General features: G+C 70.9%; 9 protein-coding genes. 7 read left to right on the top strand and 2 right to left on the bottom strand.

Annotated features, from left to right (window positions below; genetic code table 11):
- Positions 1-207: 207 nt before the first annotated feature.
- The 5 genes from ACQ859_RS02885 (at position 208) to ACQ859_RS02865 (ending at position 10,300) form a co-directional block, all read left to right on the top strand.
- Positions 208-456 (top strand): hypothetical protein, encoded by a 249-nt coding sequence (locus tag ACQ859_RS02885; RefSeq protein ID WP_431264533.1) that lies wholly within the window; start codon positions 208-210, stop codon positions 454-456.
- Positions 384-1,934 (top strand): ShlB/FhaC/HecB family hemolysin secretion/activation protein, encoded by a 1,551-nt coding sequence (locus ACQ859_RS02880; RefSeq protein ID WP_431266448.1) that lies wholly within the window; start codon positions 384-386, stop codon positions 1,932-1,934. The genes ACQ859_RS02885 and ACQ859_RS02880 overlap by 73 nt, the downstream gene beginning before the upstream one ends.
- 113 nt (positions 1,935-2,047) lie before the next feature.
- Positions 2,048-8,233 (top strand): YDG domain-containing protein, encoded by a 6,186-nt coding sequence (locus tag ACQ859_RS02875; protein ID WP_431264532.1) that lies wholly within the window; start codon positions 2,048-2,050, stop codon positions 8,231-8,233.
- Between the two features lie 188 nt (positions 8,234-8,421).
- Complete coding sequence (locus ACQ859_RS02870) at positions 8,422-9,768, top strand: GAF domain-containing protein (RefSeq protein ID WP_431264531.1); 1,347 nt, start codon at positions 8,422-8,424, stop codon at positions 9,766-9,768.
- The gene (locus ACQ859_RS02865) at positions 9,734-10,300 is read left to right on the top strand and encodes an MOSC domain-containing protein (RefSeq protein ID WP_431264530.1); all 567 of its coding nucleotides are present in this window, start codon (positions 9,734-9,736) and stop codon (positions 10,298-10,300) included. Before ACQ859_RS02870 ends, ACQ859_RS02865 begins: the two co-directional genes overlap by 35 nt.
- A 164-nt stretch (positions 10,301-10,464) precedes the next feature.
- On the opposite strand, the gene ACQ859_RS02860 is transcribed toward ACQ859_RS02865, so the two are convergent.
- Entirely contained in the window at positions 10,465-11,541 is a 1,077-nt protein-coding gene (locus ACQ859_RS02860) for an alkene reductase (protein WP_431264529.1), read from the bottom strand.
- A 249-nt stretch (positions 11,542-11,790) separates the two neighbouring features.
- Here ACQ859_RS02860 and ACQ859_RS02855 point away from each other — a divergent pair, with 249 nt between their 5' ends.
- Together ACQ859_RS02855 and ACQ859_RS02850 are read left to right on the top strand one after the other, a co-directional pair.
- On the top strand, positions 11,791-13,014 hold the full coding sequence (locus ACQ859_RS02855; RefSeq protein WP_431264528.1) for a hypothetical protein: 1,224 nt from the start codon (positions 11,791-11,793) through the stop codon (positions 13,012-13,014).
- A gap of 48 nt (positions 13,015-13,062) precedes the next feature.
- Positions 13,063-13,917: a 23S rRNA (adenine(2030)-N(6))-methyltransferase RlmJ gene (locus ACQ859_RS02850; protein WP_431264527.1), complete on the top strand. Its 855-nt coding sequence runs from the start codon at positions 13,063-13,065 to the stop codon at positions 13,915-13,917.
- Between the two features lie 144 nt (positions 13,918-14,061).
- On the opposite strand, the gene ACQ859_RS02845 is transcribed toward ACQ859_RS02850, so the two are convergent.
- Complete coding sequence (locus tag ACQ859_RS02845; protein ID WP_431264526.1) at positions 14,062-14,703, bottom strand: NAD(P)-dependent oxidoreductase; 642 nt, start codon at positions 14,701-14,703, stop codon at positions 14,062-14,064.
- Between the last annotated feature and the right edge of the window lie 145 nt (positions 14,704-14,848).

Below are 14,848 nucleotides of genomic sequence, written 5' to 3'. Positions count from 1 at the left end.
AGGGTCGGATCCGGTGGGCGCGCAGCGTTCCAAACGCCCATCTGGGGGGGACGGCGCGAGGAGGAAAAACTACCGGAATCGGGCACGGCCTGACCCCCGCCGCCGCCCGTCAACCAATCGCCAAACATGCGCGGCGATTTGACAGAACTCCGGACCGTCTCCGCACGGGATAACCGCGCCCTTGCCAAACACAACCGGAGATTGGGAATGAAGTACAGCACGCGCCGAGGCGCTGCCGGCCTGGGGCTGAGTCTGATGAGCCTGTCCGTCAGCCTGGCCTGGGCGGCGACACCGGACGCCGGCCAGCTGCTCAACGAGCAGCGCCGCCTGACCCCGCCCGCCCAGCGTGGCGACCTCGACAGGGCCCCCGCCGTCAACGCCCCCTGGGCGACGACCAGCAGGCGGGCCTGCGCGCGCGCATCGATCGCATCCGCTTCACCGGGGCCGACGGCCTGATCCCCGAGCCCGAGCTGCAGGCGCTGGTCGCCGACGCCAAGGGCCGCCAGCTGTCGCACAGTCAGCTGCAATCGCTGGCCGCCCGCGTCACCGCGGCGCTGCAGAAGCGCGGTTTCGTGCTCGCCCGCGCCTACCTGCCGCGGCAGGACCTGACCCAGGGTGAACTCGAGATCGCCGTCCTGTCCGGCCGGCTGCAGTCCGGCGCCAACCGCGTGCGGGTGACCGGCGCCGACGAGACGCTCGCGCCGCGCCTGGGCGCGATCGCCGATGCCGCGCTGGCCTCCGGCCCGGTCCGCTACGAGCAGCTCGAACGCGCGCTGCTGCTGATCAACGACGTCCCCGGCGTGCAGGCCCGCGCGACGCTGGAACGCGGCGACGAGCCCGGCACCAGCCGCCTCGACGTCCGCGCCGAGACCGGCCGCGCCTGGGCGCTGGACGCCTCCGTCGACGACTACAACAACCGCTACACCGGCCAGTGGCGCGTCGGCGCCGCGGCCTCGCTGATCCGTCCGCTCAACCGCGAAGACCTGCTGCAGGCCAGCGTGTCGCGCACCGACGGCAGCCGCCAGGCCGCCCTCGCCTACGGCTTCGCCGTCGGCGCCTCGGGCCTGCGCGCCCAGCTGGCGACGACCTGGCTGGACTATCACGTCGGCGAGGAGCTCAAGCCGCTGGATCTGCGCGGCACCGCGCGCACCGTCTCGGCCGGCCTGAGCTATCCGGTCCTGCGCGGCCGCGAGCGCAACCTGTGGGTCTCCGCCGAAGGCGAACAGCGCACGCTGGTCGACGACGCGCTCGGCCAGACGCTGCGCGACCGCCGCCTCAACCGCCTGACGGTCAACGTCTACGGCAACGCCTGGGACAACGTGCTGGGCGGCGCGCAGAACGACTTCGGACTGGGCGTCACCAACGGCACCGTGGCGCTGCGCGAGGCCGGCGACCAGGTCGCCGACGCGATGACCGCGCGCACCTCGGGCAGCTACGACAAGCTGACCTGGCGCGTCTCGCGCCTGCAGACCGCGCAGGCGCTGCCGGGCTGGGGCCTGTTCGTCGGCGGCTACGGCCAGATGAGCGCGCGCAACCTGGACTCGTCGGAGAAGTTCCTGCTGGGCGGACCGTCAGGCGTGCGTGCCTATCCGGTCGGCGAGGCCAGCGGCGACAACGGCTGGGTCGGCACCGCCGAGCTGCGCCGCGAACTCCGCTTCGGCAACGGCCTGGCCGCACAGCTGATCGCCTTCGCGGACTACGGCCGCGTCGAACAGCATGAGCGCCCCTGGACCGGCGCGCTGGCCGGGCAGCCGAACTCCTACGGACTGGGCGGCGCGGGCCTGGGCGCCAACCTCGCCGGCGAGCGCTGGACGCTGCGCGCCAGCTGGGCGCACGCGGTCGGCCACAACGCCGGACGCACCGCCGCCGGCCGTGATGCCGACGGTCGCGACGACCGCCAACGCCTCTGGCTGCAGGCCTCCTTCCACTATTGATCGACGCCGCAGCCGACCTCCAGCCCGCGTCCGAGTCCGCGACCACCCCGACTCCCCGCCCGCTGATCCGGCTGCCTCCATCGCACAGACCGAACAGATCGAAGAGAAACACCATGGGATCGTTGAACCACAGCTACCGGCTCGTCTGGAACGAGCTTTGCGGCGCCTTCGTCGCCGTGCCTGAATTCGCCCGCGGTCGCGGCAAGCGCACCGGCGGCACCGTCCGCCGCGCCATCGCCGCCGCCATCGCCGCCGCCGCCGCCGGCACCTTCGCGGGACCGGCCGCCGCGCTCGATGCGGGCGCGCTGCCCACCGGCGGCCAGATCACCGCCGGCAACGCCGCGCTGACGCAGCAGGGCTCGCAACTGCGCATCGACCAGAGCTCCAGCAAGCTGATCCTCAACTGGAACAGCTTCGACATCGGCAGCGGCGCCTCGGTCCGCTTCAACCAGACCGGCGCCGATGCCGTGGCGCTGAACCGCGTCACCGGCGGCGCGCCGAGCCAGATCTTCGGCGACCTCTCCGCCAACGGTCAGGTCTGGCTGGTCAACAACAGCGGCGTGGTCTTCGGCAAGGGCGCGACGGTCAACGTCGGCGGCCTGGTCGCCAGCACGTTGAACGTCAGCGACGCCGACTTCCTCGGCGGCCGCGCGCGCTTCTCCGGCACCAGCACGGCGCAGGTCCGCAACGACGGCACGATCCGCGCCGACGGCGTGGTCGCGCTGCTGGGCGCCTCGGTGGTCAACACCGGCACGATCAGCGCCGGCCAGGTCGCGATGGCCGCCGGCCAGCAGGTCGCGCTCGACTTCAACGGCGATGGCCTGCTGCAGGTCCGCGTCGACCAGGCGGCGCTCGACGCCGAGCTGTCGCAGGAAGGCCTCGTGCAGGGCCGCCAGGTCGTGCTGAGCGCCCCGAGCGCCAGCGCGCTGCGCGCCAGCGTCATCAACATGGACGGCGTGGTCGAGGCCAAGGGCCTGTCCGAACAGGGCGGCCGCATCATCCTCGACGGCGGCGACAGCGGCCAGGTGAACATCACCGGCCGCCTCGACGCCAGTTCGGCCCAAGGCCTGGGCGGCGACGTGCGCGTCACCGGCGGCACGATCGCGCTGCGCGGCGCGACGCTGGATGCCAGCGGCGCCACCGGCGGCGGCGACATCCACGTCGGCGGCGGCTGGCAAGGCAAGGACGCCAGCCTGACCAACGCGAAGAACGTGAGCGTCGACGCGGGCACCACGCTGCGCGCCAACGCGACGGTGAACGGCGACGGCGGCGAGGTCGTGACCTGGTCGGACGGCCGCACCGAATTCGCCGGACGCGTGGAATCGCGCGGCGGCGATCAAGGCGGCAACGGCGGCCGGATCGAGGTGTCCGGCAAGCAGGAACTGGCGTACAGCGGCCGCGCCGACGCGCGTGCCGCGAAGGGCGCGACCGGCGATCTGCTGCTCGATCCGAGTTCGCTCGAGATCAGCGGCGGCGGCAGTGGCAGCGGCACGCTGACCGGCTCGATCGTCTATGAAAAGGACATCGAGGCACAGCAGGCCAACGTGCTGCTGCAGGCCACCGGCGACATCCTGGTCAACGACCTGAACCTCAACGGCGGTGACGGCAGGATCACGATGCAGCCGAACGTCAGCCTGCGCATCGAGGCCGGCACCGCCAACGGCACGCACCTCACGCCGCCGGCCAACCTGACCGACGGCGCGTTCACGAGCAACTTCGACCTGATGTTCGCCAACGCGAGCAACGTGATGGAGGTCTCCGGCTCCGGCAGCCTCATGCTGGTGGCCGGCGCCACCGGCTCGGGCCGCGTGCTCAACGTGCCGACGCTGATCGCGCACGGCACCGGCACCAATCCGTCCGGCGCACTGCCGGCCCACAATGTCTCCACTCCCGGGAGCGGCACGCCGGGCGCGGGCTCGATCACCATCTACGGCGCCGACGGCGCCACGGTGGGCGGCTCGCTGACCACCAACGGCGGTTACGTCCGCATCTGGGCCGACTCCGACAACGGCGGCGCTGGCTTCTTCACCTTGTCCGCGCCGGTCGCCACCAACGGCGGCAACCTGTACGTGTCGACCGGCAGCGGCGACGTGACGCTGAACTCCAACATGGTGCTGGGCAACGGCCGGATCTTCTTCCGCGCCGACGGCACCCACACCGAAGGCAACAAGATCCTGGCCGGCCTGCTGAGCGTCAGCGGCGACGTCAACATCGACACGCCCTTCGTCTTCAAGGGCGGCGCCAGCATCTACACCGACAGCGCGATCAACTTCGGCAACGTCAACGTCAACCTGAACACCGGCGACGGCGTCCTGACGCTGCGCGCCAACCGCATCGACTGGGGCACCGCGACGCTGCAGAACCTGAGCACCGCGTCCATGCGACTGGAGCCCTACGACCCGGCGACCAACATGGTGCTGGGCGACGCGAACGGCTTCGCTTCGGCGACGACGCTGGCCAAGCTGCCCGGCATCAAGAACCTGACGATCGGACGCGCCGACGGCACCGGCACGATCAGCGTGCCGGGCAACTTCAGCTTCAACGCCGCAGGCAGCTTCGAGATGCTCGACCGCACCATCGACGTCACTGCCGGCACGCTGAACAACACGACAGGCAACATCATCCTGACCGGCGACAACGTCAACCTGTCGCAGACCATCACCGCCTACGGTGGCACGGGCAAGGTCACGATCCGCCAGATGACAGCCGCCAACGAGCTGCACCTGGGCGGCGGACTGAGCAACGCGTCCATCGGCCAGGTCAACGCGGCGACGCTGGAGGTCGGCCGCAGCGACGGCGGCAACCTGGTCTTCGACAACGACATCACCACCAACGCCACCACGGTCAGCCTGAAGAGCGGCGGCCAGGTGATCGGCGTGAACGGCGGCGTGGCCGCGGCCAACGTGGCCGTGACCGCGGGCCAGGGCGCGACGCTGACCGACGACACCTTCAGCTTCACGAAGCTGGCCCTGGACGTCGGCGGCACGACCGTCGTGAATCCGGCCAGCGCCAACGGCTTCACGCTGGGTACCGTCGACGGCGTGGCCGGCCTGACCACGCGCGGCGCCGCCATCGTGACGCTCAACAGCGGCGCCGGCACGCTGGCGCTCGACGCGCCGATCAACTTCACCGGCGGCGCGGCGCAGCTCACGCTGCAGGCCCCGAGCTGGAGCAGCACGGCCAACCAGGTGACGAGCAACGGCGCGCTCGCCACGGTGGTCTTCGACCGCACCGGCCCGGCCACCGGCATCACCGTCGGCGGCACGACCACGGCGGACCTGACCAACACGATGCTGGCGCGCTTCAACGGCGTGAACACGCTGCGCGTGGACGCGTCCGACCTCGACCTGAGCGTCGTCGGTCCGGTCCAGTTGTCCCTGGGCAACCGCCTGGAGCTGCTGGGCGACACCTTCGCCCAGGCCGGCGCGATCACGATGACCAACGGCGGCGTGCTCGTTCGCGCCGAGGCCGGCGGCATCAACGTCGCCAACAACATCAGCTCGAGCGGCACCGTCTCGCTGGACGATCGCAGCACGGTCGGCATCGGCAACCAGGCGGGCGTCGTCATCACCGCCGGCAAGCTGGCGCTTCGCAGCGGCGGCGACGCCAGCTTCGGCAGCGCGCAGCAGGTCGGCACGATCGCGGCGGACGTCCATTCGCTGTCGCTGACCAACACCGGCTCGCTGACCGTCGGCACCGCCGACGGCCTGCAAGGCATCCAGGCCGACGGCACCGTCGCGCTGCGCGCGCAAGGCGCCACCGCGGACCTGACGCTGCAGCAGCAGATCGTCGCGGGCAACGACGGCAGCGCGGCGACGCCGGTCGTCCTGCGCGCGGGTCGCAACTTCATCAACCAGGCAGGTGCGAATGCGCTGCAGGCCGGCAACGGGGGAGCGTGGCAGGTCTACTCGACCTCGCCGCTGAACGACACGCGCGGCGGACTGGTCGCGGCCTTCAAGCAGTACGACGCCAGCTATGGCGACACGGTCCTGGGCAGCGGCAACGGCTTCCTGTACACGGTGGCGCCGACGCTGACGGCCGGCCTGTCGGGCAGCGCGTCCAAGGTCTACGACGGCAACGACCTCGCGGCGACCGGTGGTCTTCAGCTGGGCGCGACCGGCGCGATCGACGGCGACGCCGTGACCCTGGCCATCGGCTCGAACGGCTCGGCCCACTACGACACGAAGAACGTCGGCAACGGCAAGACGGTCACCGTCGGCGGCGTCGTCATCGACGGCAGCCTGAACGGCGGCACCGCGGTCTACGGCTACCGGCTGACCTCGGACAGCGCCAGCGCCGCGATCGGTCAGGTCACGCCGAAGACGATCACCGTCGCCAACGGCGCGGTGCAGGACAAGGTCTACGACGGCAACACGACGGCGCAGCTCTCCGCCAACGGCATCGCGGGCCTCGTGTCGGGCGACGACGCCTCGCTGAACGGCACGGTCAACTTCCTGGACAAGAACGCGGGCAGCGCCAAGGCGGTCAACCTGTCCGGCCTGGTCTTGACAGGCAACGATGCCGGCAACTACCTGCTGGACACCAGCGCCGGCGCGACGGCCGCGATCACGCCGAAGGCGGTGAACGTCGGCGCGATCCAGGTCGGCGACAAGGTCTACGACGGCACGCGCACCGCGCAGGTCACGACGGGCGGCGCCGTCGGCGTCATCTCGGGTGACGAACTCGGTGTCACGGCGAGCGGCCAGTTCGACAACAAGAACGCCGGTGCCGGCAAGGCCGTCGACGTGCAGCTCGGGCTGACCGGTGCGGACGCGGGCAACTACGTGCTGAGCGCGGGCTCGGCACAAGGCACGGCCTCGATCACGGCGCGCACCGTGGACGTCGGCGCGATCCAGGTCGGCAACAAGGTCTACGACGGCACGCGCACCGCGCAGGTCACGACCGGTGGCGCCATCGGCGTCGTCGCGGGCGACGGCCTCGGCGTCGTGGCGAGCGGCCAGTTCGACAACAAGAACGCCGGCACCGGCAAGGCCGTGGACGTGCAGCTCGCGCTGACCGGCGCGGACGCGGGCAACTACGTGCTGAGCTCGGGCTCGGCACAGGCGCGCGCCGACATCACTGCCCGCACGATCCAGGCGCCGTCCGTCGCCGTCGTCGGCGGGGTGTTCAACAGCGACACCACGGCCACGCTGGTCATCGGCGCGCCGCAAGGCATCGTCGCGGGCGACCAGGTGAGCGTCGGCGGCACCGGCCGTTTCGATACGCCCTTCGTCGGCACCGACAAGCCGGTGAACGTGCAGCTGACGCTGAACGGCGCGGACGCGGCGAACTATCGCCTCGAGCCCGCGTCGCTGACGGTGACCGGCGCGGTCAATCCGCAAACCGTGCCGCCGGCGATCGGCGCGCTGGTGGTCCAGCCGGTCGGCGGCAACGGCACGCAAGAGGGCGGCGGCAGCAAGACCTCGAATGTGCCGACCGGCAACGGGGGCAACGGCGGCGGTCTGGGCAGCAGCGTCGCTGCGGTCGCGGCAGGTCCGTCGGGCAATGCGGCGGGCTCGATCGAGCTCGGCAACGGTGGCGGGAACGGCAACGGCAACGGCAACGGCGCGGGAAACGGCTCCGGCAACGGCGCTGCTTCCGGTAGCGGCTCCAGCAGCGGCAACGGTGCGGGCAACGGTGCGGGCAACGGTGCGGGCAATGGCACGGGCAATGGCGCAGGCGGCAATGGCCAAGCCGGCACGGATGGCAGCGCGAGCGGTTCCGGCTCGAACGGCGGCAACGCTGGCGGCTCGGGCAACGGTCTCGGCAACGGCAACGGCGGCGCCGCTTCCGGCGACGGCACCGGCTCGGGCCAGAACGCGAACGGCGCCGGCAACAGCGCCGCCGTCGCCACGGTCGGTCTGGAGCAGATGCTGCGCGACAGCGGCCAGATCAGCCTGGCAGTGGAGGCGCCTGCCTACGAGCAGCCGCGTCAGAGCCAGCTGCCGGTCTACGCCGACCAGGGCAGCTCGGCGCCGACGCCGCTGGGCATGTTCCGTGTCGACGACCTCGGCGACAGCCTGGCGCTGAAGCCGGTGCAGCAGCCGGTCCCGGCGGCCAGCGCGGCGTCCGGCGGCGTGACCCGTCAGGTGAAGGCGGTCGTGGCGCTCGGGGACGAGCGCTCGGCGACGCTGGACGTCGTCCTGATGGCCGACGGCACGCTGCGGGTGCAGGCGCCCGCCACGGCCGCCGAACTCGACGACGACCTCGTCACCACGCTGGCGCTCAGCGCGCTGAAACAGCAGACCGGCATCGCGCCCACCAGCGTGCGGGCCGTGATGCTGCGTCGCGGCAGTTGATCCGCTAATCCGACCCGTCCCCGCGAGGGGATGCCATTCGACGCCGCGGTGCCTCAAACGCCGCGGCGTCGCCGCTTCCGGGGTCCGAGCCCCGCCCGCGCCTCGGGCTCTCCCCAATGTTTCGGGGATCGGCTCGCCTGCCGAAACATCCTATGCTCGGCGCCTCCCCGTCGAGGTCCCCGACGTCCATGTCCGCCCCCACCGGCCTGTCGCTCCGCGCCCGCCTCTACCTGGTCCTGGGCCTGGCGCTCGCGTTGGTCGCGTCGTCCGCGCTGCTCGGCTGGTGGCAGTCGCAGCGGCTGGCCGGCATCGCGAAGTCCCTTTATGAGGACCGCCTGGTCCCCGTCGACCTGCTGCGCGAGCTCGAACACACGCTCGGTCCGCACCAGTTGGGCGCGCTGCTGATCACGCAGGCGCAGCAGCCCGACGCGGCCAAGCTGGACAGCGCCGGCCGCCGCCTCGTCGACGCGACCCGCCAGCTCTGGACCCGCTACCTCGCGACGCGCATGGCGCCGGCGGAGCGGACCCTGATCGTCCGCACCCAGCCGCTGCTCGACCAGCTCTGGGCCACGCTCGCCACGAACCCGCCGTCCACGCCCGACACCTTGCGCGAGCTCAACCAGCGACGCCTCGCGGCGATGCGGATGCTCGACGAGCTGATCGCGTTCCAGCTCAGCCAGGCCCGCGTCGATACCGAGCGCGCGCAACAGGCCGCCACCGAGGCCGCGCACCTCGGCCTGCTGCTGGTGCTGTTGACGGGCGGGCTGTGCAGTGTCGTCGTCTGCACCGTCTGGACCCGCTACGACGACGAACGCCGCCTCAGCCAGGACTCGCGCGAGCGGCTGCAGCGGCTCTATGTCGCGCTGTCGCAGACCAACCAGCTGATCGTGCGCCGCGAGGCCGAAGCCTTCGACGATCCGCGAGCCGAGCAGCGGCTGTTCGAAGGCCTGTGCCGCATCTGCGTCGAGACCGGCCATGCCCGCTTCGCCGCGGTGGTGCTGGTCGACGGCGACCACTTCGAGCGCGTGGCCGAGCACGGTCCGGCCGATCGCCTCATGCCCGGCGCGCCGAAGCAGTGGTCCCGCGACGCGCCCTTCGCACGCAGTTCGATGGCGACGCGCGCCATCCTCGAAGGCCGTCACCAGGTCAGCAACCACGCGCTCGAGGATCCCACCCTCGCCACGTCCGGCGCGCCGCTGATCCCGCCCGGGGTCGAGTCGATGGCGGCCTTCCCGCTGCGCCGCGGCGGCGAGGTCGTGGGCGCGATCACTCTGCTCGCCGGCGAGCGTGGCTACTTCGATCCCCAGGTGCTCGGCCTGATGGACGAGATGGCCGGTGACCTGTCCTTCGCGCTCGATCACGTGCGGCGGGAGCGCGACCAGGCCCGTGAACTCGAGGGCCTGCGCGAGGCGCTGCGCCGCCATGAGTCGGGGCTCGTCGAGACCACGCCGGCGGCGTTCCGGCCCTCGGTGCCCCCGACGCCTGCGGCAGAATCGCCGGATGCAACTGATCAGTCTGAACACGGCCCGCGCTGAACCGCTGCTCATCGACGGGCGCCCGGTCATGACGGGCATCCGCAAGCAGCCGGTGGACGGTGCGCTCGAGGTCCGGCCGCTCGGCCTGGACGGCGACGAGCAGGCCGATCCCAGCGTCCACGGCGGCCTGTCCAAGGCGGTCTACGCCTACCCGTCGGAGCATTACGCCTTCTGGCGCACCGTGCGGGCGCAGGCGCAGGCCGCCGGCTGGGACGACACGCTGCCCTGGGGTGCGATGGGCGAGAACCTGACGATCACCGGCCTCGCGGAAGGCGACGCCTGGATCGGCGACGTGCTGGTCTTCCCGGACTGCGAGCTCGCCGTCAGCGAGCCGCGCTACCCGTGCTTCAAGTTCAACGCGGTGATGGGCTTCAACAAGGCCGCGAAGATGATGACGCAGAGCGGCTGGTGCGGCTTCTACCTGGCGGTGCGGCAGCCCGGCACGATCACGGCGGGTCAGTCCTTCACCGTGCGCCCCGGCCCGCGCGAAGTCTCCATCGCGGAGCTCTTCCGGGCCAAGGGCAAGCGCTGATCGGGAAAACCACCCGTTGACTGCCGAGGACGCTGGCCCTCACCCCCGCCCTCTCCCGCAAGGGGAGAGGGAGTCCGACCGACGCCCTTCTTACCGCCTCGCCCGCTTGCGGGAGAGGGTGGGGGTGAGGGCCAGCGGCCGGGGAAGTACGGAAGCCTTTCTGCTCAGTCCGCCAGCGCCGGATAGTCGGTGTAGCCCTCCGCGCCACCACCGTACATCGTCGCCGAGTGCGCCTTCTGCAGCGGCGCGTTGAGCTTCAAGCGGCGCACCAGATCCGGGTTGGAAATGAAGCTGCGTCCGAACGCCACCGCGTCCGCATGCCCCTTCGCGACGGCGTCGATCGCCATCTCGCGGGTGTAGCCGTTGTTGGCGATGTAGACGCCCTTGAAACGCTCACGCAGCGCGTCGTAGTCGAACGGCGCCACATCGCGCGGACCGCCGGTGTGCCCTTCGATGACATGCAGGAAGGCCAGCTTCATCGGCGACAGCTGCTCCACCACGTAATTGAAGAGCTTCTGTGCATCGCTGTCCTGCCCCGCGTCGTTGACCGGCGTGACCGGCGACAGGCGCAGCCCGGTACGGTCGGCGCCGATCGCGCCGGCGATGGCCGTCATCACTTCGAGCAGCAGGCGGGCGCGGTTCTCGATCGAGCCGCCGTAGGCATCGGTCCGGTCGTTGATGCTGTCCCGCAGGAACTGGTCCAGCAGATAGCCGTTGGCGCCGTGCACCTCGACCGCGTCGAAGCCCGCGGCCATGGCCGCCTTCGCCGCATGGACGTAGGACTCGACGACGCCGGGCAGCTCGTCGAGCTTCAGCGCGCGCGGCGCGGCGACGTCGACGAAGCCGTCCTTGGTGAAGGTCTTGCTGTGGGCCTGGCGGTCCGTCGCCGACAGCGGCTTGGCGCCGCCGGGCTGGAAGTCGGCGTGGGAGATGCGCCCCACGTGCCACAGCTGCACGGCGATCTTGCCGCCGGCCTGGTGCACGGCGTCCGTCACCTGCTTCCAGGCGGCGATCTGTTCCGGCGAGTGGATCCCCGGCGTGTCGAGGTAGCCCTGGCCTTGCTGCGTGATCTGGGCGCCTTCGCTGATGATCAGGCCGGCGCTGGCGCGCTGGCGGTAGTACTCGACCGCGAGCGGTCCCGGCACCAGGCCGACGGAGCGGTTGCGCGTGAGCGGCGCCATGACGACGCGGTTGGCCAGCGAGACGGCGCCGACTTGCAAGGGATCGAAGAGACTGGGCATGACGATGTCGAGGAGGCAGGTGAAGGTGGAGGGCGTCCGGTGGGGGTGCCGGACCACGATGGCACGCAGCTTAGCGAGCGAATCCGGCCTTCGCAGCGCCTAGGCGACAGCCCGGACGTCGGCTGGGGCCTTGCGCGACCTTCACGGCCGGCCCGTAACGCTTGGCTACACTCGCCCGGCTGCCTTGGGGGACGCCGTCCCCGCTCCATGCGGCACACCCCTCCACCGCCCCGACCCGGGAGCCTGTCGATGCCCTTTGGTTCCTCGCTCTCCTCGCTTGAATCCTGGCTGCGCGCGCCCCGCGCCGACATCGGCCGCCGCCGCCTGCTGCAGGCCGGCGCCGCGGTGGCGCTGCCCGCCTGGCTGCTGCCGGTCCAGGCCCAGCGAGGCGGCGCCTCAGGCGCCGTGATGCACGTCGGGCCCGACCATCCGGTGAAGAGCTTGGCGGCAGCGGCTTCGCAGGCGAAGGCCGGCATGACGATCGAGGTCCAGGCCGGCGACTACACCGGCGACGTCGCCGTCTGGCCGCAGGACGACCTGACGCTGCGCGCCGTCGGCGGCCGCGTGCGGATGCTGGCCCAGGGCGCGCACGCCCAGGGCAAGGGCATCTTCGTCACGACCGGCAAGCGGATGACGATCGAGGGCTTCGACTTCGTCGGCGCGCGCGTGCCGGACCGCAACGGCGCGGGCATCCGGCTGGAGCGGGGTTCGCTGACGCTGCGCGACTGCCGCTTCCAGGACAACGAGAACGGCCTGCTGGCCGGCAACGACGCGAGCATCGAGCTGCGCATCGACGGCTGCGACTTCGGTCCGATCGCGCCCGGCGAGGGCCGCACCCACAATTGCTACGTCGGCGCGATCGGCAGGCTGTCGGTGGTGGCGAGCTACTTCCACCATGGCGCGTCGGGCCATCTGCTGAAGTCGCGCGCGGCGGTGAACCACGTCTTCTACAACCGCCTGACCGACGAGACCGGCCGCGCGAGCTTCGAGCTCGAGTTCCCCAACGGCGGCGTGGCCCTGGTGATGGGCAACGTGATCCAGCAGAGCCCGTCGAGCGAGAACTACCACCTGATCGCGTATGGCAGCGAAGGGCTCTCGAATCGCCGCAACGAGCTGCACCTGATCAACAACACGCTGGTCGACCGCCGGCCGGCGGGCGGCGTGTACCTGCGCATGGCGCAGCAGGCGCAGAAGCTGCGGCTGATCAACAACCTGCTGTGCGGCAAGCACGAGCTGCCGGCCGGCCCGGACCGCGAGCAGCACCACAACTACTTCGTCGAGCTGGACAGCTTCGTTGACGCGGACCGTTTCGACTTCCGCCTGCGGCCGGACTCGCCCCTGATCGGGCGCGCGGTGGATGCCGGCACAGTCGACGGGCAGCTGCTCAAGCCGGTCAGGCAGTACCAGCACCCCTGCGGGCTCAAGGAGGTGCCGGCGGGGACGGCGTATTCGCCGGGGGCGTTCCAGGTGTGAGGCCGATGAACAGCTGACTGTCGGCCCGCACCGGGTACAGTGCCGGACATGCTCGCTTATCGACACGCCTTCCACGCCGGCAATCACGCCGACGTGCTCAAACACCTGGTGCTGGCCGAGGTCCTCCGCTACATGGGGGAAAAGGACAAGCCCTACACCCTGGTGGACACCCATGCCGGCGCCGGCGGCTACGCCCTGGATGGCCGCTACGCCCAGAAGAATTCCGAACATGCCGGCGGCATCGCCGCGCTCTATTCGCGCAAGGACCTGCCCGAGCCGCTGCAGCAGTACGTGCAGCTGGTGCACGACTTCAATCCCGGCAAGAAGCTCGAGCAGTACCCCGGATCGCCGGCGATCGCGCGCATGCTGATGCGCTTCGACGACCGCCTGCGCTGCTACGAGCTGCACGGCACCGACCACCGCATCCTCGCCAGCTACCTCGAGGACCGCGCCAACACGCAGGTCCTGCAGCAGGACGGCTTCGCCTCGCTGAAGGCGGAACTGCCGCCGCCGTCGCGGCGCGGCGTCGTGCTGATGGACCCGTCCTACGAGATCAAGGCCGACTACGGCAAGGTCGTCGCCGCGCTGCGCGAGGGACTGCAGCGCTTCGCCGACGGCACGATCGCGATCTGGTATCCGCAGCTGCAGACCGTCGAGTCCGCGCAGCTGGTGCAACGCCTGAAGTCGGCCTCCGAGCCCGTCGCGAAGAAGGGCTGGCTGCATGTGCGCCTGACCGTCACCCAGGCCGACGAACGCGGCTTCGGCATGATGGGCAGCGGCATGTTCGTCGTGAACCCGCCCTTCGTGCTGCACGACAAGCTGGCCGAATGCCTGCCCACGCTGGTGGACACGCTCGGCCAGTACGACGACGCCAACTACCTGCTGGAACAGCAGAGCGCGTGATGCGCTGACGCGCGCCAGCCCGCGCTCACACGACGTCCTCGTCCGGAGCAGCGGATGCCGGTGCCCCCGGCCGCGAATTCCGAGCGGCGAGGAGGAGATTGAGCGGACGGGGGCACCGGCATCCGCTGCGATCGCCGTCCTCGCTCAATGCCCGACGGTGAACCGCCGGCGGATGTGCTGCGGACGTTCCAGCTCGTCGACGATGGCGACCGCTAGGTCGGCCGTCGAGATGTGTGCGGGGCCGTTGGCGTCCATGACTGGCGTGTCGAGACTGACGCGGTAGCTGCCGCGGCGCTCGCCCGGTTCCAGATGCGGCGCGGGCGACAGGAAGGTCCAGTCGAGCGACGACTCCAGGCGGATCAGGTTCAGCGCCTCGCGCGCGGCCAGGGCGCCCTGCTTCCACTGGTCCGGGAACTCCGGCAGGTCAACGATCTGCACGCCCGGCGCCGCATACAGGCTGCCGGCACCGCCGACCACCAGCAGGCGCTTCACGCCGGCGCGCTTCACGCCGTCGTAGATCGCGCGGGTGCCTTCCAGGAACTCGGTGTGGATGTCCGCCACCGACCAGCCCGGGTTGTAGGCGCTGACGACCGCGTCGGTGCCTTCGACAGCGGCGGCGACCTCGGCGGCCTGCTTCGCATCGGCCTTCACCACGGTCAGGCCGGCACGGGCGTCCAGCTTGGCCGGATCACGCGCCAGGGCGACGACCTCGTGGCCGCGGGACAGCAGTTCCTTGAGCACTTCCTTGCCGACGAAGCCGGTCGGTCCGATCAGGGCAACTTTCATGGGGATTCCTTTCGAGGGGTTCCGGGGGAGGCCGGGGGATTTCCGGGGAGCGACCCGGTGTCGCGATGAAGTGAACTGTAGGAACTTCACAATCGCCGCAGAAGTCCTCAGAATCCGACTCCATTCTTTAGACGATCTACACAAT

It is taken from the genome of Roseateles chitinivorans, assembly GCF_050632235.1.
Taxonomy (GTDB): Bacteria; Pseudomonadota; Gammaproteobacteria; order Burkholderiales; family Burkholderiaceae_C; genus Roseateles; species Roseateles chitinivorans_A.
The sequence above is the reverse complement of the archived record's forward strand: the minus strand, read 5'-3'. Positions and strand labels throughout refer to the sequence as shown.

Bases quoted from the DNA above. Each gene is read 5' to 3' on its own strand.
- ACQ859_RS02885 (WP_431264533.1), top strand. From the start codon at position 208: ATGAAGTACAGCACGCGCCGAGGCGCTGCCGGCCTGGGGCTGAGTCTG.
- ACQ859_RS02855 (WP_431264528.1), top strand. From the start codon at position 11,791: ATGCCCTTTGGTTCCTCGCTCTCCTCGCTTGAATCCTGGCTGCGCGCG.
- ACQ859_RS02845 (WP_431264526.1), bottom strand. From the start codon at position 14,703: ATGAAAGTTGCCCTGATCGGACCGACCGGCTTCGTCGGCAAGGAAGTG.
- ACQ859_RS02870 (WP_431264531.1), top strand. From the start codon at position 8,422: ATGTCCGCCCCCACCGGCCTGTCGCTCCGCGCCCGCCTCTACCTGGTC.
- ACQ859_RS02850 (WP_431264527.1), top strand. From the start codon at position 13,063: ATGCTCGCTTATCGACACGCCTTCCACGCCGGCAATCACGCCGACGTG.
- ACQ859_RS02875 (WP_431264532.1), top strand. From the start codon at position 2,048: ATGGGATCGTTGAACCACAGCTACCGGCTCGTCTGGAACGAGCTTTGC.
- ACQ859_RS02865 (WP_431264530.1), top strand. From the start codon at position 9,734: ATGCAACTGATCAGTCTGAACACGGCCCGCGCTGAACCGCTGCTCATC.
- ACQ859_RS02860 (WP_431264529.1), bottom strand. From the start codon at position 11,541: ATGCCCAGTCTCTTCGATCCCTTGCAAGTCGGCGCCGTCTCGCTGGCC.